The following is a 20,466-nucleotide window of genomic DNA, read 5'->3' as shown; positions in this document are numbered from 1 at the left end:
GCGGCTCCATCATTGGGAACATCATGAAGGTCATCGTTCTAGGAGCCGGCATTGTCGGCGTCACATCCGCTTATCAGCTGGCCAAGGCCGGCCATGACGTCACGGTCGTCGACCGGCAGTCGGGTCCGGCGCTGGAGACGAGCTTTGCCAATGCTGGAGAAGTCTCCTTCGGCTATTGCTCGCCATGGGCAGCGCCCGGCATTCCCACGAAGGCCATGAAGTGGCTGTTCATGAAGCACGCGCCGCTCATCCTGCGCCCGAAACTCGACATGGCCATGCTCTCCTGGATGGCAAGGATGCTGTCGAACTGCACGTCCGAGCGCTATGCGATCAACAAAAGCCGCATGCTACGCCTTGCCGATTATAGCCGCATCGCGCTGGCCGATCTTCGCGCCGAGACCGGCATCGCCTATGACGAACGCATGCAGGGAACCCTGCAGCTGTTCCGCACGCAGCAGCAGCTCGATGCCTCGGCAAAGGATGTCAAGGCGCTGGCTGCCGACGGCATTCCCTACGAGGTGCTCGACCGGGACGGCTGTGTCCGCTTCGAACCAGCATTGAGGCACGTGCGCGACAAGATTGTCGGCGGTCTGCTGACGCCGAAGGACGAAACCGGCGACTGCTTCAAGTTCACCAATGCGCTGGCGGCCAAAGCCGCGGCGCTCGGTGTCCGTTTTGCTTACGGGACAACGATCAAGGCGCTGGATGTCGAGGCCGGCCGGGTGCGCGGGGTCATCACCGGTCGTGAGCGGATGAGCGCGGAGGCCGTGGTGGTCGCGCTCGGCAGCTATTCGCCACTGTTGCTCAAGCCGCTCGGCATCCGGCTGCCGGTCTATCCGGTCAAGGGCTATTCGCTCACCATCCCGATCACCGATGCGTCACGCGCGCCGGAATCGACCGTGATGGACGAGACCTACAAGATTGCGATTACCCGGCTCGGCGACCGCATTCGCGTCGGCGGCATGGCTGAAATATCAGGCTATACTAACGACCTCGGCCTGGCCCGCCGCAGCACGTTGGAACACTCGGTCACCGATCTTTTCCCCGGCGGCGATATTTCCAAGGCCTCCTTCTGGTCCGGCCTGCGGCCGATGACGCCGGATGGCACGCCGGTCATCGGCCCGACAAAGATCGCCGGCCTCTTCCTCAATACCGGTCACGGCACGCTCGGCTGGACCATGAGCACCGGTTCGGCGCGGCTCATCGGCGATCTCGTCGGCGGCCGCCAGCCGGAAATCGACGCGAGGGATCTCGCAATCAGCCGCTACGGCTGAAACGCCCGGGCAATAAAGGGATGAACATGATTGCACAAATCCATTATCACTTGTGTACATCGTCTATCGAGGTCACGGATGTCCGTTAATTCTCATATACATAACAATGGCGGCTTCCCCGGAAATCTGGCGGCGCAGAGCATGCTATTTCGGGAAACGGCGCACAGCGGAACAGACCCGGACGAACTCTCGGAAATATTGTCGACGCCAAACTCCCGGATCAAGGTTGCGGCGGAAGGCAATATGCCGATTGCATACCGCTGCAATTTCGTCTCCGTGGGAGAAGAGGTAACCGTAGCCGACTGCACCTACGAAGGCACAATCCTGATCAGGCGCGAGGCGCCCAGCGACAGGATGATCGTTTTCCTACCGATGGAAGGGAACGCGTCTTTCGAAGGCATGCGGGAGCAAATATATTCGGTTCCCGCTCGTGGTACGATCCTTGAGGCAGGTCGTGCCGCAGGTGCCCGCCTGTTTGGGCCTCGCCGTCATTTCGGCCTGTTCGTCGATCAGGCGAAGATCGTCAGCCACCTCACGCACATGTTCGAACGAACGATCAGCGGCGACATCGATTTTCATCCTCACATCGATCTGACGACCGGTCCGGGGCTTGTATTGCAGCAACTTGTCTCGAGCCTCCATCGCGGCCTCAGCGGCAGCGGACCGCTGCAACGGTCGCCGCTGGCCGCCGGCTCGCTCTGCGACGCGGCGATCTATCTGCTTCTGGAGTCCTGCCCCAATCGCTATTCGAATGAGCTTGCGCTCCCTGCTCCGACACCGGCCCCACGCCACGTGAAATGGGCGATCGACTTCATGCAGGAACACATCGCCGAGCCGATTTCGCTCAACGATATCGCGATGGCCGCCAAGGTCAGCGTTCGGACTTTGCAACAGGGTTTCCGGCAGTTCAGGGATACGACCCCGATGGCCTATCTGCAGGAACTTCGCATGGCCGCCGCCCATCGCGATTTGCTCGCGTCTGACGCGAAGCAGGGCATCGCCGACGTCGCGCTCAGATGGGGATTTACGCATCTGGGGCGGTTTGCTGCCGAATACAGGAAACGTTTCGGCCAGTTGCCGTCACAGACCTTGAAGCGCTGAGCGCTCACCTGGTCTCACAGATCAGCCTGCCTGGAGCCGTCGACGAACAATCCCTGCGTGGAAGTTTGCTCCATGCGAGAGGCCGGCGTCGTTGAAGTCATAGGTCGGGTTATGGAGCGGCGGCGAGTGCTCGCCATTGCCCAGGAATACGAAACAGCCCGGCACCCGCGAGAGGAACTGCGCGAAGTCTTCGGATCCGGTCATCGGCTTGCGTGCAATGACGACATTCGAAGCACCGTAGAGATCGCGTGCCACAGTCAGGGCCTCCTCCGTCAAGACAGGGTCGTTCATGAGAGGCACGAATTCCCTGGTGTAGACGACATCGGCCTTGACGTTGTAGGTCATGGCCGTGCCCTCAGCGATCAGACGCATCTGCTTCTCGATCGTCTCGCTGATCTCCGAACGGAAGCTGCGGGCATCGCCCAGAATGCGGGCGAGGCCAGGGAGCGCATTCCTCGTGCCGTCGGTGATCAGTTCCGTGACGGACACGACGCCGATATCGGCCGGATCCAGCCGCCTGGAGACGATGGTCTGCAGGTTGGTCACGAGCGCGCAGGCCGCGACGAGAACCTCGTTGCCCCAGTGCGGTCGTGCGGCATGGCCGCCGACGCCCGTTAGCGTAATCTCGAAATTGTCCTCGGCCGACATGATCTCGTCAGGACGCGCTTGGAAGCTGCCGACGCCGATCCCCGGCATGTTGTGGATGCCGTAGATTTCGTCGAACGGGAATCTTTCGAAGAGCCCGTCGGCAATCATCGCCAGCGCGCCTTTACCCCATTCTTCGGCCGGTTGGAAGATGAAGTGCACGGTGCCGTCGAAACCGCCTTCACCGGCCAGGATCTTTGCTGCGCCGAGCAGCATCGTGGTGTGGCCGTCGTGACCGCAGGCATGCATGATGCCCGGATTTTGAGACCGGTGCGGGATGTTCGTCTGTTCGTTGATCCGCAGGGCATCCATATCGGCGCGCAGGGCAACGGCGCGATTGCCGCTGCCACGTTTCAACGTTCCGACGACTCCTGTGCCACCGACGCCCTCGATGACCTCGTCGAGCCCGAATTCCCGCAGTTTGGCGGCGACGAAGGCCGACGTCCGCTGCTCCTCGAAGCCGAACTCGGGGTGAGCGTGAAGATCGTGTCTCCACGCCGTCATTTCCGCATGAAGCGCGTGCCTGTCGATGGTCATGCCGGCAATCCTTCCGTGGCAAGCCGGCGAACGACGTCAAGCAGGATATTCGTGCCTGCGACGAGATCTTCGTCGGCGGTATATTCCTTCGGATTATGGCTGATGCCGCCGATGCTCGGCACGAAGATCATCGCCGACGGGGCGATCCTGGCGATCATCTGCGCATCGTGGCCGGCCCCGGAGGTCATCCGCCGGCAGGCGATACCGCGGTCCCGCGCCGCCTTTTCGACCAGCCTCACGATCCTCTGATCGAACTTCACAGGCTCGAACCTGGCAAGCCTTTCCATCGATACGCCGACCTGCTCTTCGGCCGATACCCCGTCCAGGAATGTTGCGAGCGCGGCTTCCTCTTCCTTCAGCCGATCCTCGTCCGGGTCGCGGAGATCGACCGTGAACGGCGCCCTCGACGGGATCACATTGATGACATCGGGTTCGAACCGCATGCAGCCGACCGTCGCGACCATCGGCGTGTTCGATGCCTGCGCCCGGTCGCGCAGGAAGGTGACGACCCGTGCGGCGGCATGGCCCGCGTCTCGGCGCATCGGGATCGGCGTGGTTCCCGCATGATTGGCGTCCCCCGTGATAACAACCCTCTGCCAGGAAATGCTTTGCAGATGTTCCACGGCGCCGACGAGAATGCCCTCGCGTTCGAGGATCGGCCCTTGCTCGATATGCAGCTCGATATAGGCATGTGGTCTGAGGAACCCCGGTTGATGCTCGCCGGCATAGCCTATCCGCTCGAGTTCATCGCCGAGCATCGTTCCATCGGTGCCGATGGTGGCAAGCGCCGTATCGACATCCAGGCCGCCCGCACAGACCAGGGATCCCATCATATCGGGTGCGTAGCGCACGCCTTCCTCGTTAGTGAAGGCCGCAACGACGATCGGCCGGGATGGCGTCAAGCCTTCCGCCTTCAGCGTTTCGATCACTTCAAGCCCGGAAAGCGTGCCGTAGCAGCCGTCGTAAATGCCGGCGCCGATGACTGTGTCGATGTGCGAGCCAAGCATGAGGGGCGCGGCGTCAACGGTACCTTCAGGCTTCCAGATGCCGAAGATATTGCCGATGCGATCGACGGCGACCTCAAGTCCTGCGCCCTCGATCCAGCCGGCGAACCGGTCGCGGCCGAGCTTCTCCGTATCGGAAGCCGCCAGCCGGATCAGCCGGCCGTCGGCATCCCGGCCAATCTCGCCGAGCGTCCGGATCCGTCCGAGCAGACGCGCCGCATCGATCGATTGTCCGGTCATGTCAGCGCTCCTTCACGGTTCTTGGCAACGACTGCTGCGGGCGACAGTCCGACGATCTCTTGATATTTGCCGGGATCGGTCGCGCCTTCTGTATTCACGACGAAGATGCGGGAGCGGCCGTCGATCGACAGGGCGGCCCTGACCGCCGGGTCGGCGACGGCCTTCATGGCCCCTGCGAGGCCGACACCGCCGCTTTCGCCGGCGACGACCGCGGGATCACCGGAGACCGGGTGGGCAAGGCGCTTCATGACGTCGGTCGCATCTGCCTCGTCCACCGTCATGAAGGCGTCGGCGGCGCGGGAGAGAACCCGCCAAGCGACGAGAGAGGGTTCGTAACATTCGAGCATGGCCATGACGGTCGGTTCGCCATGGGCGATTGTGACCGGACGTCCGGCGCGCGCCGTCTCGAACAGGCATGCAGCGCGGGCGGGATCGACGACCGTGAAGAGGGGACGACTTTCGCCGAGTGCAATTGCTAGGTGGCCGGCCAACGCTGCGGCAATTCCCCCGACGCCGGACTGGATGAACACATGGGTCGGCGGCTCCGGCATCTGCCTGAGAGCTTCCCTGACGAGGGCGGTATAACCTTGCATAACCAAACCGGGGATCCGCTCATAGCCCGGCCAGGACGTATCCGAAACGATGATCCAGCCGTTCGCCTCGGCCACGCGGGCCGCCTCCCGGACGGAGTCGTCATAGGTTCCCTGGACACGGATCATCTCGGCGCCGAGGCGGGCGATGGCGGCGACGCGTTCGTCGCTGACGCCTGAGTGTACGAAGATTGCGGCGCGCGCACCGACCAGCTGCGCTCCTTGGGCGACCGAACGGCCATGGTTGCCGTCGGTTGCGCAGGCGACCGTCATCGCCTGCGCAACGGCGCGGATATCAGGCGAATGCAGCTCCGCCATGTCGACGACGCGGCCGAGCCGCTGCTCGGCCTGTTCGAGGACAAGGCGGATCACCGCATAGGCTCCCCCGAGCGCCTTGAAACTTCCAAGCCCGAGGCGATGGCCTTCGTCCTTGACGTGGATCGCGGCGACGCCGATTTCGCTCGCCAATCCGGACAAAGCCACGAGCGGCGTTACCCCATGGTCCCTCCGGGAAGCGAGGTGGCGTTCCACCTCCACGGCGGCGGAGGCGTCGAGCGTTTTCTCATCTCTCGGGTCGAGTGCCAGACGATAGTCCGCTGTGGTGTTCAAAAGAAACATCGCGCACCTTTATGTGTGGTTTCGCTGAACTCTATTGCAGCACTTACGAAAAAGGCGCTGATATTTGACCGTTCATTTGCAATTTTGTTTCATTGGAGCATCGATTTGCGCAACCCCATTCAACAGCCGCATCTCGACGATTTCGACCGGAAGATCCTCGCCATTCTCCAGCGGGACAATATGACCCCGCAGCGAACGATCGGCGATGCGGTGAGCCTTTCCGCGCCGGCCGTTCAGCGACGGATCAAGCGAATGAGGGAGGAGGGGGTCATCCGGGCGGATGTTTCGATCATCGAGCCGCAGGCGGTTGGACAATCCATCACGATCTTCGTCGAGGTGGAGGTCATCAGCGAAACCGCCGAGCAGATCGAGCAGGCAAAGAGTGAGTTTGCGGCCGCAGCCGAAATCCAGCAATGTTACTACGTCACCGGCGAAGCGGATTTCATTCTGGTCATCATCGTGCCGTCGATGGCCGACTACGAGGCTCTGACGCGCAGGCTGTTCTTCGGGAACAACAACGTCAAACGCTTCCGGACCTTCGTCGCAATGGATCGGGTCAAGGTCGGGCTTGGGGTGCCTGTGGGATAGGAGGATGCGGCGGCTGGTTTACCGCCGCATCGGGAGCGGGCCTATGCGGCGCGCTTCAGCGCATCACTGAGCGTCGAGACGATCGTGTCGATCTGGCTTTTCTCGATGATGAGCGGCGGCGAGAGGGCGATAATGTCGCCGGTCACCCGGATCAGCAGGCCCTTGTTGAAGCAGTCGACGAAGATTTCGTAGGCGCGGGTTCCCGGCGCGCCGTCACGAGGAGCCAGTTCGACTGCGCCGACCAATCCGAGATTGCGGATGTCGACGACATGAGGCAGTCCATTCAGCGAATGGAGGGCCTCCTGCCAGTACTCGGCCAAATCGGCTGCGCGGGTCAGCAGGCCTTCCTCCTCGTAGATCTCCAGAGTAGCGAGCCCGGCGGCGCAGGCGACCGGATGGCCGGAATAGGTGTAGCCATGGAAGAGTTCGATCGTGTTATCAGGTCCGACCATCAGGCCGTCATAGACCTTGCGGCTGGCAAAGACCGCGCCCATCGGGATCGTGCCGTTGGTGATGCCTTTTGCCGTGGTGATCAGGTCGGGCACGACGCCGAAGTAGTCGGTCGCGAAAGGGGTGCCGAGACGCCCGAAGCCGGTGATGACCTCGTCGAAGATCAGTAGAATCCCGTGCTTGTCGGCGGTTGCGCGCAGTTTCTCCAGATAGCCCTTCGGAGGCAGGACTACGCCTGCCGATCCCGACATCGGCTCGACGATGACGGCTGCGATGGTTTCGGCGCCGTGCAGCTGCACCAGGCGCTCGAGATCGTCCGCCAGTTCCACGCCGTGAGGGGGAAGGCCCCTTGAAAATGCATTGCGCCCGATGTCGAGCGTATGGCGCATATGGTCGGCCGGTATCTGCGGGAAGACCCGCCGGTTGTTGACGAGACCGCCGACGGAAATGCCGCCGAACCCGACGCCATGATATCCCTTCTCACGCCCGATGATCCGTGTGCGGGTGCCCTGGCCGATCGCCCGCTGATAGGCGATGGCGATCTTGAGCGCCGTATCGACCGATTCCGAGCCCGAGCCGGTGAAGAAGATCCTGTCGAGCTTGGCTTCAGGGCCGCCCGGCGCATTCGCAGCCAGCTTCGAGGCGAAGTCGAAGGCGATCGGATGCCCCATCTGAAAGGTTGGCGCATAATCCAGTGTTGCAAGCTGTCGTTCGACGGCCTGGGCGATCTTCTTGCGGCCGTGGCCGGCATTGCAGCACCAGAGGCCGGCCGTGCCATCAAGCACCTGATTTCCATCGATGTCGGTGTAGTACATTCCCTCGGCTGCTGCGAGAAGGCGCGGGGTGGCCTTGAATTGCCGGTTCGCGGTGAACGGCATCCAGAAATTTTCAAGTACGGGCGCGTTCGTTTTGCTGAGCTGGTCCATCCTGGCCTCCTTTGGGATGGCGCCGAGAATGGCAATTTCTCTCTTTCAAACAAGTCCTTTTCTTTGTCTGTGCAAGCGATTGAAATTCAACAAATGGAAAGATATGATTTTGGATATTCTGGACAACATAAACGAACCGCATCATGTCAGTCGATATCGGCAACCGTCTTCGCCATCTCCGCATCGCCCATAAGCTTTCCCAGCGTGAGCTCGCCAAGCGCACCGGAGTGCCCAATTCGACGATCTCGCTGATCGAATCGAACGCCTCCAATCCCTCGGTCGGGGCCTTGAAGCGAATTCTGGACGGCATCCCCATCGGCCTGGCGGAGTTCTTCGCCTTCGAGCCCGAGCGTCCGAGGAAGGCCTTCTATGCGGCCGAGGAGCTGGTGGAGATCGGCAAGGGCGCCATCTCCTACAGGCAGGTTGGGGAAAACCTCTTCGGACGCAGCCTGCAAATCCTCAAGGAATGCTACCAGCCGGGCGCCGACACCGGAAAGGTTCCCCTTGTTCACGAGGGGGAAGAAGGCGGGATCGTGCTATCAGGAAGGCTCGAGGTGACGGTCGATGACGAGCGGCGGATCCTCGGGCCGGGTGACGCCTACTATTTCGAAAGCAGGCGCCCTCATCGCTTCCGCTGCGTCGGACCGGTGCCCTGCGAGGTCATCAGCGCCTGCACACCGCCGACTTTCTAGGCCGTGAACTCATAAATCGGCTGAACTGATAGCCTGACAGAGTCCGCTATGCCCCAATGGCCGACGCGTTGCCGCGTAGCAGCGAAACGACGCTATGTGCCAAAGCGGAATTGCCGATCAAGCAGGTTTGCGGCTGCCGGCTTACCAGCCGAGATCACCAAAACTCAAGGCATCACCGATCATGGCATCCTGCCGTTCATATGACCATTATGCCGATCCGGTCTTGCCGCGTTTGTCTGCAGGGAACATACCTAACCCTCACAAAGCGGTATTTTCAACGGATGTTGGATTAGAGGAGCCCATGAAATGGATCTGCAGCTCACTGGCAAAAAGGCACTGGTAACCGGCTCGACTCGGGGGATTGGGCTTGCCATCGCTGAGCGTCTTGCGTTGGAGGGAGCCGACGTCGCGATTTGCGCCCGCAGCGGCGACGCTGTTGAGGACGCGGTCAAGGCACTAGAATCCAAGGGAGGCAAGGCCTGGGGCCGGTCCGTGGACGTCAAAGACCCAGCAGCACTTCGGAGCTGGGTTGAAAGCGCTGCGGCGGCGCTTGGCGGTGTCGACATTTTGGTGGCAAATGCCAGCGCCCTATCTTTCGGCCTTAGTATCGAGGCGTTCCAGTCGGCCTTCGACGTCGATCTGATCCACACTGTGACGGCAGTTGAGGCGGTTATGCCGCACCTTGAGCGATCACGGGCGGGGAGCATCGTCGCTATTGGCTCGATTGGGGGAGTCGAGGATTCAGAACTCAATGCTTACACAGAGGTGTCCTATGGCGCCATAAAGGCTGCGCTGCACTTTTACATCAAGTCGCTCGCCCGGACCGTCGCACCCAAGGGTATCCGAGCCAATGTCGTCAGCCCCGGTTCGACGTTCTTTGACGGTGGCGCCTGGGATCGGATCAAGAGCGAGCAACCCGAACATTTTCGCAATGCGGTTGCCATGATCCCGATGGGCCGCATGGCGAGGCCCGAGGAGATCGCCAACGTCGTCGCATTCACGGCGAGCCCAGCGGCGAGCTACGTCACCGGCGCCAATCTGGTGGTTGACGGCGCCTTCACGCGACGCATCTAAGAACGTGTCACACGTGGAATTGGAGGCCGGTAGGCCATGGACCGCCACGCTGCCGCTAGCGCCAATGTCGCTGTTGGGTCATTCGCGACCGGGCCGAAGCAGCAAGTCTGGCCATGTCCGTTATTGGGCCGGAACCGAACTCAGCGATTATGAATGGACCGCCATCAAGCCGATGCTGCCCAACAAGCCGCGCGGCGTTCGGCGGGTAAATGACCGCCGCGTGCTCAATGGCATATGGCTCGCCATCAATGAGCATGGGCGAACATCCCACCGAAACGAAATCGCAAAGACCCGATCTGCTTCAGCCCCTATCTCTATCCCGCACGCAACCTGATCGAACCGTCAAAGTCGCGGCCAACTATCTGGCGTTCGTCAAACTCGCATCAATCCGAATTTGGCTACGCGCTAATGAGTCCACGCCTAGTTCCTGCCCTCGATCCGGGCAAGTACGCCGTCGAGTGCGACCGTCAATGCGGCAAGGCCGCCCTTCTTCTCGAAGTCTGAGAAAACCTGCTCGTTCAGTCCGCCCTTGGTAGCGAATTCGCGGCTCAGCGCGCTGAACGGTTCGTTGCCGGGGCTGTTCGCTTTCTGCGCAAGGCTTGCAAAGAGCGGGGCAATATAGGCCTGTCCCTTCGCCTTTTCGAGGCCGCTTCTCTCCAGCCAGACGGCAATCTGCTCCATGATGCCGAAATAGGTCGACATCATTGCGCTCGCTGCTGCGAGTAGATCATATTCCTTCCTCGACTGGCATTGGACAGCCGTTCCGAGCGCATCGAAAAGCGCTGCGACGGCGGTATCGGGCGGATAGATGGCGGTGACGCCTTGCCGGCCTGCGACGAAGGGCAGAGGAATCGCCTGCACGAGATGCACATCGGCGGCGATCCATTCGGAGAGGGCCTGGCGCTCCGTCGCCGCAACGAGGCTGACGACCATTTGGCCATCCCTGAACGATAGCGCGCGCACGACCTCCTCGGCGACCTGCGGCCGTATCGCCAGGAACACCAGGTCGCTGCGCTCGACGACATCCTGATTGTCCTTGGCAATTCTCACGGCGGCGAATTCGTCTGCCAGCGTCGCGGCGATGTGAGCGCTTCGTGGAGACACGTGAATTTCGGAGGCATAGGCCGGTTCGGCCAGAAGGCCGCGAACCATGGCCTCGGTAATCGCGCCGGTTCCGACGAATCCGATATTGTCGATTTTCATTTGATTACTCCGCAGCCCGCAGCGGGCCTAACGCGACATCCGTCGTGTAGTTCTCGCGCATGAAATTGATGAAATTGTCCTGGAACTGGCGCGTATGGGCGTGAGCGAGTTCGTCGGCGAGATCCACGTTTTTGTCCCTGACGGCATTGAGCATGAGCGTGTGCTCGTCGGTCAGGAGATAGCCCTCATGCGTCCGCTCCAGATATTCGAAATGCAGGTGGAGCATGCGTTGCCCCTGCGACAGCAGCTTCTCGTAGAATGAGGCCAGGTACTGGTTTTTCCCGGCATGGGCGATTGCCATGTGGAATTCCTTGTTGGCTTCCGACATGGCGAGGTGATTGCCGGTTTTCACCGCCGCTTCGAACGACTTCAGCCGCTTGGCGATGATCTTCAGGTCCGCTTCGGTCCTGAGCGCGGCGGCAAGCCGCGTATTCATGCGCTGTGCGATGTCGAGCGCCTCCACATATTTGGGAAACGTCGCCACTTCGATGGGCGCTACGATCGTGCTCCGGTTCGAAAGCGTCACGACCAGCTCGTCGGCGCCGAGCCGGATCAGGGCTTCACGCACCGGCGAGCGCGACATGTCGAAGCGTTCGGCAAGCGTCATCTCATCGAGAAGCTGACCGGGCGGCAGAGTGAGCGCCAGGATCTCGTTGCGAAGCGTCTCGTAGACGTTCTTCCAGCCAGTCCCGCGGATTCGTTTCACTTCCGATTCATCAGACACTTAGGTCCCTTTCTCTCGACGCGGGTCGCATTGGGCCAGAAAAGCAGCGTGTCGGCAATGTAATTTTTCCGCTTGACTTTGTCGACACGCTGTTGACATATCTTTCTCAGTCGACACGCAGCCGACACGAAAATAACAGAAACGGCTAGAGCCGACGAGTGGAACCGCGCGCTTCGCGCATAGCAAAGAGGAATGCCGATGCTTTCGAAGTTGATAACGTCCGCCTTGCGGGCGCTGCCCGCGCTAGCTCTCATGGGAGGTCTTTCCGCCCCCGCCGCACAGGCTGAGACCGCTGAGGGATATTGGCAGGGTGTGCAGAAGGCGGGCGTGTTGCGCTGCGGCGCAGCCGTTGCCCCGCCCTATGTCATGCGCGATCCGGCGACCGGAGAATATTCCGGCTTCTTCGCCGATCTGTGCAAGGAATTTGCCGAAGTCCTGAAGGTGAAACCCGAATTCGTCGATACGACCTGGGACAATATCGTCGCCGGCCTGCAGGCCGGCAAATGGGACCTTTCGCTGGCGCTGAACCGGACGCCGACGCGCGCCATGGCCGTGCAGTTCTCGATCCCGGCGATGGAGTACCAGATCTCGCTCGCCTATAACAAAAACAACCCGAAAATTTCGGCCGGTGCCGCCTCGGTGGGGGATATCGACAAAGCAGGCGTGACGCTTGCCGTCATGTCCGGCACGGCGCAGGACAAGGCAATTTCCGCATCGGTGAAGAACGCCACGATCATGCGTCTTCCCGGCAACGACGAGACCCGCCTGGCGGTAACTTCGAAGCGTGCCGACATCCTGGTCGACGCCTCCGACACCAACCAGCTCTTCACCCAGTCGAACCCGGACTGGGCGGTGGCGATCAACCCGACGCCGGCGCTCGCCAAACAGGGCGTCGCTTTCGGCCTGCCGCACAATCTTTCGGCCGCTGACGTCGAGGTGGTCGATATCTTCCTCGAAGAAAAGGTCGCGACCGGTCACGTCGATGAGCTGATCAAGAAGGCGGTGGACGAAGTTCTCAAGGGCGCAAAGTAACCTCGCCGGGCCGGTGCGAGAATCGCGCCGGCTCTCTCCAGCTTCGATATCCGAGAGTGGCCATGACCATGTCCTTCAGCCTTCCCCTCGTGAAAATGCAGGCGCTCCACAAAAGCTATGGCAACGGAGCCATTCAGGTGCTGAAAGGCATCGACATCGAAATGAAGCCCGGCGAACGCGTCGTCGTCATCGGCCCCAGTGGTGGCGGCAAGAGCACGCTGCTCAGGGTGATGATGGGGCTGGAGCAGATCGACAGCGGGTCGGTCAGTTTCGACGGGAAGGCGTATATTTCTTCCGAAGCCGTGGGCCGGAAGACCCAGATCGACACCAATGTCCGCCGTTCGATCGGCATGGTCTTTCAGCACTACACGCTGTTTCCGCATCTCAACGTCATTCAGAACCTGGTTCTCGCTCCCTGCAAGGTGCGTGGGGAAGCCAAGGCGAAGGCCGTGGCCCGAGCCCAGGCGCTGCTCGAGCGGTTCGGGCTCGGCGCCAAGTCCAATGCCTATCCGGCCCAGCTTTCCGGCGGACAGAAGCAACGCGTCGCGATCGCACGCGCGCTGATGCTCGACCCGAAGTTGATGCTGTTCGACGAGGTCACTTCGGCTCTGGACCCGGAACTCGTCAGCGAGGTGGAGCAGGTCATCCTGCAGCTCGCCGCCCAGGACATGCCGATGATGATCGTGACGCATGACATGTGGTTCGCCAAGAACATCGCCTCTCGCGTCATCTTCTGCGCGAGCGGCGTGGTCGTCGAGGACGGCCCTCCCGAGCAGGTGCTCGGCGCCCCACGCGAGGAGCGGACGAAGGAATTCATCGACCGCGTCTTCCACATCAAGCAGTAGGCCACATCAAGCAGCAGGGAGAGCATCGTGAACTACACGTTCGACTTCAATGCCGTATCCATCGCTCCGCTTCTGCAGGGGCTGTGGGTTTCGCTGGAGCTGACGGCTGCGGCCAACGTCATCGGCATCGTGCTCGGCTTCGCGCTCGCCCTTCTGATCATGAGTCCCTACCGGGTCGTGCGGCTGCCGTTCATGCTGTTCGTCGAATTCTTTCGCTGCACGCCGGCCATCGTCCAGATCGTCTGGATATTCTACTGCGTGCCGATGCTGTTCGACGTCTTCCTCGACCCGGTGACGATGGGCATCCTGGCGCTTGGGCTTAATCTGATGGCGTTCAACGCGGAGGCTTACCGGGCGTCCATCCAGGCGGTTCCACGCGAACAGCTCGACGCCGGCATCGCGCTCGGCCTCAATCCGCTGCAGCGGGTACTCTACATCGTGTTCCCGACGGCGTTCCGCGCATCGATCCCCGTGCTTCTGACCAACGGTATCGTCATCTTCCAGCAGAGCGCGCTGGTCGCGATCGTGGCGATCCAGGACCTGATGTACCAGGGCAAGACGCTGGCCACCGAGACCTACCGCCCCATCGAAACCTTTACCGTCGTGGCTCTCATCTATTTTGCCGTGTCCTTCCCGATAACCCAGATCGTCGGCCTGCTCGAGCGCCGCCGCCAAATCCTTGTCAGCTAGGAGGCCAGAATGACACTCGACTTCTCGATCCTGCTGCGCTTCGAGCACGCACTCCTGCTCGGTCTGTGGATGACGATCAAACTGACGGTCATCTGCATCGTGCTCGGATGCTCTTTCGGCTTTCTAGTCGGTCTCCTCAGGACGTCGCGCAACCTCGCACTTCGCGCGATCTCCAGCATATATGTCGAATTCTTCCGCGGCACGCCGGTGCTTATCCAGCTCTTCTGGATATTCTTCTGCCTGCCGCTCATCCTTGGCGTCGAACTCTCGAACCTGGCGTCGGGGGTCATCGCGCTGACGCTCTATATGGGGGCGATCACCAGCGAGACCTTCCGGGCGAGCCTCAAATCCATCGGCCAGGAGCAGTTGGACGCCTGCGTCGCCCTCGGCCTGCCGCGCAGGAGCCAAGTGATGAACGTCGTGTTGCCGCAGGCCGTGCTGCGCGCAATCCCGACGCTGCTGTCGAACTGCGTCAGCCTCTTCAAGGAGAGCGCCCTGGTCTCTGCCGTCGGCATGGCGGATCTGATGTTCGTCGGCCAGAACATCTCGAACAACACGGCCCGTCCCGTCGAAGTGCTGACGGTCGTCGCCCTCATTTACTTCGTGATCGCCTTTCCTCTGACGCGGGCCGTCTCGCTCGTGGAAGGCCGGATCCTGAAGAAACTCGCAATCTGAAGATAGTCGTTCCCAGACAGGAGAATTCCCATGAAACTTTCCGGCGTCATGCCCGCGCTCATCACTCCCTTCGACGCGAACAACAAGATCGACTTCAAGGCGTTCGAAAAGCACCTGACGGCGCTGCGTGCGGCAGGCGTCACGGGCTGGGTTCCGATGGGTTCGACCGGCGAATATTTCTCCCTCTCGAACGAGGAGCGCGACGAGGTGCTCAAGTTCGTCAAGGACTTCGCCAATGACGATGAGATGCTGATCGCCGGCACCAACGCGCCGGCCACCCGCGAGGTGATCGAGAACACGGCGCGCGCCAGGGAGATCGGCTATGACACGGTTCTGCTCGCCACACCCTTCTACACGCGTCCGACGCAGGACGAACTGCTCGCACACTACCGCGCCGTGCTTGACGCTACGGGTGTCAATCTCATCCTTTACAACTATCCTCCGAAGGACGGCATCGAGATCTCTTTCGACCTGATGGATGCGCTCGCCGACGATCCGCGGGTGATCGGCATCAAGGAGAGCTCGGGCGTTCTGCAGCGCGCCGTAGACATCCATTCGCGCTACAAGGGTCGCATCGACCTCGTCTCGGGTTCCGACGATATCGCGCTGGACTTCATGTTTTGGGGGGCGGATTCCTGGATCTGCGGTCCGGCCAACTGCATGGCGAAAGCGTGCTGCGACCTCGACCGGACGTTCCGGTCCGGCGACCTCGAAAAGGCCCGCGAGATGATGACGGTTCTCTACAGAGCGCTGAACATCCTCGAGAGCGGAAAGTTCGTCCAGAAGATCAAATATGGCTGCGAGCTCCAGGGCACGCCGGTCGGCACCTGCCGCGCGCCGCTCGGCGAACTGACCGAGCAGGAGAAGGCCGAATTCAAGGCGGCGATGCAGCCGATCCTCAACTGGTAACAGACCTCGACTGGAAAAAGTTGCGGGGCGGCCAAGCTGCCCCGAACCCACTGAAATTGCGAGGTTCGCCGTGTCATCCATCGTGGTCGTCGGCGCCGGCATTATCGGCACCACAATCGCTTATGAACTGCAGCGCCGGGGAAAGACCGTCACTTTGCTCGACAAGGCGGCGCCGGGCCGAGGCGCATCCTATGGCAACATGGCGAGCATCGCCGTCACCGAATTCATGCCGGCATCGCGTCCGGGCGTCTGGGCACAGATGCCGAAATGGCTGCTCGATCCGGAGGGGCCGGTCCGCATCCGGCCCGGCTATCTGCCGAAACTAGTGCCCTGGTTCCTGCGATTCCTGGCTGCAAGCCGCCCCTCGAAGCTGAGGGAACTGGAGGCAGCCGGCGCCGTGTTATGCCGGCGCGTCTATGAAGACCTAAACGCGCTCCTGAAGGAGACCGGCCTCGGACACATGCTGACCGCCGAGGGATGCCTCAGCCTCTATGCCGATGACGCCGAGTTCAAGGCCGATCGGGAGCATATGGAAATCCTGGAGCGCTTCGGCTTCAGGCACGAAATCCTTGGCAGCAACGCCATCCGGGATCTCGAGCCTGTTTTGACGTCGAAGATCGGCAAGGCGGTCCTCTTTCCCGACAACCGGTCGATTACCGACCCGTACAGGCTTGTCTTTGCCCTTTCGGAAAGGTTCGGGCGGCTCGGCGGCAGGATCGTTCAGGGTAATGTCGTCGATTTCGAGCAGGGCGACGCGGGCGTCTCCGCGCTTCGATTGGCAGATGGGCGCACCATTGCGGCGGACAGGGTGGTGCTCGCGGCCGGCGCCTTCACCGCCCGGCTTTCCGCCCTGTTGCGGGAGCATATCCCGCTCGAAACCGAACGCGGCTACCACACGCAGATCATGGAGCCTGGCATCTCGATGCACCATTCGATCATCTGGCCTGCGCGCGCCTTCATGGTCACGCCGACGGCGGGCGGCATCCGCGTCGGCGGCACGGTCGAGATGGCCGGTCTCGACGCGCCACCCGATTATCGGCGCGCGAAGATCCTGGTGAAGCGGGCTCAGGAGGCATTGCCGGATCTGAAGGTCCGGCAGGCGACGGAGTGGATGGGGCATCGCCCGGCGCTGCCCGACACCGTCCCGGTGATGGGCCGATCCGCCAAGCGCCGCAACGTCTGGTACGCGACCGGCCACGGACATCTCGGCCTCACCTATGCGGCGACGACCGGCCGCCTGATGGCCGATCTCATCACGGGCGTCGAACCGCCCGTAGACATGAAACCCTATCGCGTCGACCGCTTCTGAGAGCGTCGGCGCAAGGCGAAGGAAGTGACTATGCGAAGCGAACTCTATATCGACGGACAATGGGTGAAACCGGTCAAGGGCGGAACCTGCGAGGTGATCAATCCGGCGACCGAAGAGGTGATCCACAGGATCGCCGCCGCAACGGCCGAAGACGTTGACCTCGCCGCGACGGCCGCCCGCCGCGCCTTCGACAGGGATGGCTGGCCGAAGCTGACGGGGGCCCAGCGCGCCGGATATCTCCGCGCCATCGCGGACGGCATCCGCGCCCGTCAGGCCGAGATTGCACGCCTCGAAGTTCTCGACAACGGCAAGCCGTTTCCGGAGGCCGATTGGGACGTCGCCGATGCGGCGGGCTGCTTCGACTTCTATGCGGGACTGGCCGAACAGCTCGACAACAATCCCGAGGAGGCGATCGCGCTTCCCGATGCGCGCTTCACCTCCAAGGCCGTGCGTGAGCCGATCGGGGTGGCCGGCGCGATCATTCCCTGGAACTATCCGCTTTTGATGGCAGCATGGAAGGTCGCCCCGGCGCTCGCCGCCGGCTGCACCGTGGTGCTGAAGCCCGCCGAATTGACATCGCTGACGGCGCTCGAGCTGGCGGCGGTTGCCGACGAAGCCGGGCTGCCTGCTGGTGTCCTCAATATCGTGACCGGGGCAGGTTCGATCGCCGGGCAGGCGATCATCGATCACAGGCAGGTCGACAAGCTCGCCTTTACCGGCTCCGGGCCGGTCGGCTCGAAGATCATGGCTGCGGCTGCCCGCGACATCAAGCGCGTCAGCCTGGAGCTCGGCGGCAAGTCGCCCTTCGTCGTCTTCGAGGATGCCGATATCGACAAGGCCGTCGAGTGGATCATGTTCGGCATCTTCTGGAACCAGGGCCAAGTCTGCTCTGCCACATCCCGCGTTCTTGTGCACGAAGCAATCTATGGCCGTCTGCTCGAACGGCTGATCGAAGAGACGAACAGGATCAAGATCGGCAATGGTCTCGACGAGGGAACCCTTCTCGGCCCGCTCGTCTCGAAACGCCAATATGACCAGGTCGTCGCGGCGATCGAAGGCGCCCGGAAGGCCGGCGCCACTGTCGCCTGCGGCGGCACGCGCCCGCAAGGATTCGACAGAGGGTTCTATCTCAGGCCGACGGTGCTGACAGACGTGCCCCTCGAAAGCGACGCGTGGAAGGAGGAGATATTCGGGCCGGTGGTCTGCATGCGCTCCTTCAAGACCGAAGAGGAAGCCGTGGAGCTCGCAAACGACTCCCGCTTCGGTCTGGCCGCGGCTGTCATGTCGAAGGACGATACCCGTGCCGAGCGCGTTGCCGCCGCCTTCCGCGCCGGCATCGTCTGGATCAATTGTTCGCAGCCGACATTCACCGAAGCGCCCTGGGGCGGCTACAAGGAATCCGGCATCGGCCGCGAACTCGGACGCTGGGGCCTCGACAACTATCTCGAGACTAAGCAGATCACCCGCTTCGCCAGCGAGGACCCCTGGGGCTGGTACATCAAGCCGGAGGCGGCCAAGTGAACTGGAACCGGACCCTGGAGCTCTTACAGGTTCACTGCCAGGGCGAGATCGGCAAGGTCATCGTCTCTGGGGCGCCTGAGATACCCGGCGCGACGATGCTCGAAAAAATGAACCACATCAACACGGTCGACGACAGTTTGCGCCGCTTCGTCACCTTCGAGCCGCGCGCCAACGTCGCCATGTCCGTGAACCTGCTGGTCGCGCCGATACGCAGCGATGCGGACGCCGGCTTCATCGTCCTGCAGGCCGATCGCGCCCACCCGATGTCCGGCAGCAACTGCATCTGCGTGGTCACCGCACTTCTCGAGAGCGGGCGGGTGCCGATGTCGGAACCGGAGACGGTCGTCCGCCTCGACACGCCCGCCGGACTCATCGTCGCACGCGCCGTCTGCCGCGACGGCCAGTGCCTGTCCGTCAGCCTCGACAACGTGCCGAGCTTCGCCGAAGCGCTGGACAGGGAGGTGGAGACGCCGAAATGGGGCCGCATCAAAATAGACGTCGCCTTCGGCGGCGTCTATTATGCGCTCGTGGATGTCGACCAACTCGGCCTCGATATTGCGCCTGCCAATGCCCGGCTGCTGGCGGAAGCCGGTATTGAGCTGAAGTCGCTTCTTGCTGGCCAAGTCTCGGTCGCCCATCCCGTCCTGATAGGCGTCGATGAGATTGCCTACGTCATGTTCCGTGGACAGGAGGCCGATGGGGCAGTGCGGACCTGCACGACGCTGCAGCCCGGCCGCGTCGACCGCTCGCCCTGTGGGACTGGTAGCTCGGCGAACCTTGCTGTGCTCTACGCCCGCGGAGAAGTCTCGGTCGGAGACCGCAGGACGTCGCGGTCGATCATCGGCGGCGAATTCCTGGCGGAGGCGATCGGCGAGACCGAGGTGGGCGGCCGCCGCGCCGTGCTGCCGCGAATAACCGGCCGGGCCTATGTCTACGGTCGCGAACAGCTCCGCTTGTCCGACGACGATCCCTTCACGGCGGGATTTGCGCTGTCCGACACCTGGGGACCCCAGGTCGGTTTGCTGGGTTAGGAGCCGCCATGTCTCACCTTCAACCGCTGGCCGGCCAGACGGTCCTCATCACCGGGGCGTCGGGCGGTATCGGCGCAGCCATCGCCGAGCGCCTGTCTGCCGAAGGAGCCCGACCCATCATCCATTACGGGCGCGACAGGCAGCGCGCAGAAGCTTTGCTTCGCAAGCTCGGCGGAAACGGCCTGATCGTCCAGACCGATCTCTCCCGTCCGGACGGCGCCTTCACGCTATGGCGCGAAGCACTCGCGGCGGCGGGACGCATCCATGCCGTCGTCAACAATGCCGGCATCCGTAACGAGATCTCGATCGACGCCGATCCGTCCGACTGGCAGGTCGCCTGGCAGAAGGAGTTTCAGGTGAACTTCTTCGCGGCGGCGGACCTCTGCAAGGAAGCTCTGGTGCATTTCAGACAGAATGGCGGAGGACGGATCGTCAACATCGCAAGCCGTGCCGGCCAGCGCGGCTATGCGGCCGACGCCATGCCATACGGCGCGACGAAGGCAGCGCTGATCAATCTCACCAAGTCGATCGCGCGCAGTTTCGGGCGCGACGGGGTCGTCGCCGTCTCCATCGCGCCGGGGTGGGTGCGGACGGATATGGCCGAGGACTTCGTGGTGAGGCACGGAAAGGATGCGGCGGTCGGCGATATCCCGATCGGCGAGATGGCCGAGACGGGGGAGATCGCCGAACTGGTGGCGTTCCTGCTTCGCCCGTCGCAGGCGTCGATCAACGGGGCGACGTTCGACATCAACGGCGGCAGCTACATCAGATAGAGCAATTCCAGCAAA

The 20,466-nt window shown here is 62.2% G+C and carries 20 protein-coding genes; 14 read left to right on the top strand and 6 right to left on the bottom strand.

All coding sequences use genetic code 11. The features are described from left to right. Positions 1–23 precede the first annotated feature (23 nt). Positions 24–1,274 carry a D-amino acid dehydrogenase gene (locus tag U5G49_RS26930; RefSeq protein WP_193445253.1) on the top strand — a complete coding sequence of 417 codons (1,251 nt, stop codon included), beginning with the start codon at positions 24–26 and terminating at the stop codon, positions 1,272–1,274. 78 nt (positions 1,275–1,352) lie between these two features. After that, the gene (locus tag U5G49_RS26925; protein ID WP_131606245.1) at positions 1,353–2,375 is read left to right on the top strand and encodes a helix-turn-helix transcriptional regulator; all 1,023 of its coding nucleotides are present in this window, start codon (positions 1,353–1,355) and stop codon (positions 2,373–2,375) included. A gap of 21 nt (positions 2,376–2,396) precedes the next feature. Here the strand turns inward: U5G49_RS26925 and U5G49_RS26920 are convergent, their stop codons facing one another. Genes U5G49_RS26920 through U5G49_RS26910 form a run of 3 tightly spaced genes read right to left on the bottom strand, consistent with a single transcriptional unit; the run spans position 2,397 to position 6,009 of the window. Beyond that, entirely contained in the window at positions 2,397–3,557 is a 1,161-nt protein-coding gene (locus U5G49_RS26920; protein ID WP_131606247.1) for a M20 aminoacylase family protein, read from the bottom strand. Continuing rightward, complete coding sequence (locus tag U5G49_RS26915; RefSeq protein WP_193445252.1) at positions 3,554–4,801, bottom strand: Zn-dependent hydrolase; 1,248 nt, start codon at positions 4,799–4,801, stop codon at positions 3,554–3,556. Before U5G49_RS26915 ends, U5G49_RS26920 begins: the two co-directional genes overlap by 4 nt. Continuing rightward, a complete protein-coding gene (locus U5G49_RS26910) occupies positions 4,798–6,009 on the bottom strand; it encodes a diaminopropionate ammonia-lyase (RefSeq protein ID WP_131606251.1) in 1,212 nt (403 codons plus the stop codon). Before U5G49_RS26910 ends, U5G49_RS26915 begins: the two co-directional genes overlap by 4 nt. Before the next feature lie 180 nt (positions 6,010–6,189). Here U5G49_RS26910 and U5G49_RS26905 point away from each other — a divergent pair, with 180 nt between their 5' ends. After that, positions 6,190–6,597 (top strand): Lrp/AsnC family transcriptional regulator, encoded by a 408-nt coding sequence (locus U5G49_RS26905; RefSeq protein WP_407693062.1) that lies wholly within the window; start codon positions 6,190–6,192, stop codon positions 6,595–6,597. Between the two features lie 41 nt (positions 6,598–6,638). Here U5G49_RS26905 and U5G49_RS26900 read toward each other — a convergent pair whose 3' ends face one another. Then, entirely contained in the window at positions 6,639–7,973 is a 1,335-nt protein-coding gene (locus U5G49_RS26900; RefSeq protein ID WP_193445251.1) for an aspartate aminotransferase family protein, read from the bottom strand. A gap of 143 nt (positions 7,974–8,116) precedes the next feature. Between U5G49_RS26900 and U5G49_RS26895 the strand changes: the two genes are divergently transcribed. Together U5G49_RS26895 and U5G49_RS26890 are read left to right on the top strand one after the other, a co-directional pair. Next, positions 8,117–8,665, top strand: a complete 549-nt coding sequence (locus tag U5G49_RS26895) for a cupin domain-containing protein (protein ID WP_018245416.1) — start codon at positions 8,117–8,119, stop codon at positions 8,663–8,665. A gap of 306 nt (positions 8,666–8,971) precedes the next feature. Next, positions 8,972–9,739 carry an SDR family NAD(P)-dependent oxidoreductase gene (locus tag U5G49_RS26890; RefSeq protein ID WP_193445250.1) on the top strand — a complete coding sequence of 256 codons (768 nt, stop codon included), beginning with the start codon at positions 8,972–8,974 and terminating at the stop codon, positions 9,737–9,739. A 420-nt stretch (positions 9,740–10,159) separates the two neighbouring features. Here U5G49_RS26890 and U5G49_RS26880 read toward each other — a convergent pair whose 3' ends face one another. Next, on the bottom strand, positions 10,160–10,942 hold the full coding sequence (locus U5G49_RS26880) for a pyrroline-5-carboxylate reductase (RefSeq protein ID WP_193445249.1): 783 nt from the start codon (positions 10,940–10,942) through the stop codon (positions 10,160–10,162). Between the two features lie 4 nt (positions 10,943–10,946). Beyond that, on the bottom strand, positions 10,947–11,666 hold the full coding sequence (locus U5G49_RS26875) for a GntR family transcriptional regulator (protein ID WP_064250419.1): 720 nt from the start codon (positions 11,664–11,666) through the stop codon (positions 10,947–10,949). A 198-nt stretch (positions 11,667–11,864) separates the two neighbouring features. Between U5G49_RS26875 and U5G49_RS26870 the strand changes: the two genes are divergently transcribed. The 9 genes from U5G49_RS26870 (at position 11,865) to U5G49_RS26830 (ending at position 20,451) form a co-directional block, all read left to right on the top strand. Beyond that, positions 11,865–12,698: a substrate-binding periplasmic protein gene (locus U5G49_RS26870; RefSeq protein WP_131606261.1), complete on the top strand. Its 834-nt coding sequence runs from the start codon at positions 11,865–11,867 to the stop codon at positions 12,696–12,698. A 62-nt stretch (positions 12,699–12,760) separates the two neighbouring features. Beyond that, positions 12,761–13,543 carry an amino acid ABC transporter ATP-binding protein gene (locus U5G49_RS26865; protein ID WP_131606263.1) on the top strand — a complete coding sequence of 261 codons (783 nt, stop codon included), beginning with the start codon at positions 12,761–12,763 and terminating at the stop codon, positions 13,541–13,543. Between the two features lie 27 nt (positions 13,544–13,570). Further along, the gene (locus U5G49_RS26860; protein WP_029874517.1) at positions 13,571–14,233 is read left to right on the top strand and encodes an amino acid ABC transporter permease; all 663 of its coding nucleotides are present in this window, start codon (positions 13,571–13,573) and stop codon (positions 14,231–14,233) included. 9 nt (positions 14,234–14,242) lie between these two features. Further along, a complete protein-coding gene (locus U5G49_RS26855) occupies positions 14,243–14,908 on the top strand; it encodes an amino acid ABC transporter permease (protein ID WP_131606264.1) in 666 nt (221 codons plus the stop codon). Positions 14,909–14,938: 30 nt separating this feature from the next. Next, entirely contained in the window at positions 14,939–15,817 is an 879-nt protein-coding gene (gene dapA, locus U5G49_RS26850) for a 4-hydroxy-tetrahydrodipicolinate synthase (protein ID WP_131606266.1), read from the top strand. 70 nt (positions 15,818–15,887) lie between these two features. Beyond that, entirely contained in the window at positions 15,888–17,126 is a 1,239-nt protein-coding gene (locus tag U5G49_RS26845; RefSeq protein ID WP_131606268.1) for an NAD(P)/FAD-dependent oxidoreductase, read from the top strand. A 30-nt stretch (positions 17,127–17,156) separates the two neighbouring features. After that, positions 17,157–18,647: an aldehyde dehydrogenase family protein gene (locus U5G49_RS26840; protein ID WP_131606270.1), complete on the top strand. Its 1,491-nt coding sequence runs from the start codon at positions 17,157–17,159 to the stop codon at positions 18,645–18,647. Beyond that, positions 18,644–19,678, top strand: coding sequence for a proline racemase family protein (locus U5G49_RS26835; protein WP_131606272.1), 1,035 nt, complete (start codon positions 18,644–18,646; stop codon positions 19,676–19,678). The genes U5G49_RS26840 and U5G49_RS26835 overlap by 4 nt, the downstream gene beginning before the upstream one ends. An 8-nt stretch (positions 19,679–19,686) precedes the next feature. Then, positions 19,687–20,451, top strand: coding sequence for an SDR family NAD(P)-dependent oxidoreductase (locus U5G49_RS26830; RefSeq protein WP_193445248.1), 765 nt, complete (start codon positions 19,687–19,689; stop codon positions 20,449–20,451). Positions 20,452–20,466: the final 15 nt, after the last annotated feature.

This window comes from Rhizobium indigoferae (genome assembly GCF_034554815.1).
In the GTDB taxonomy this organism is placed as follows: Bacteria; Pseudomonadota; Alphaproteobacteria; order Rhizobiales; family Rhizobiaceae; genus Rhizobium; species Rhizobium leguminosarum.
The sequence above is the reverse complement of the archived record's forward strand: the minus strand, read 5'-3'. Positions and strand labels throughout refer to the sequence as shown.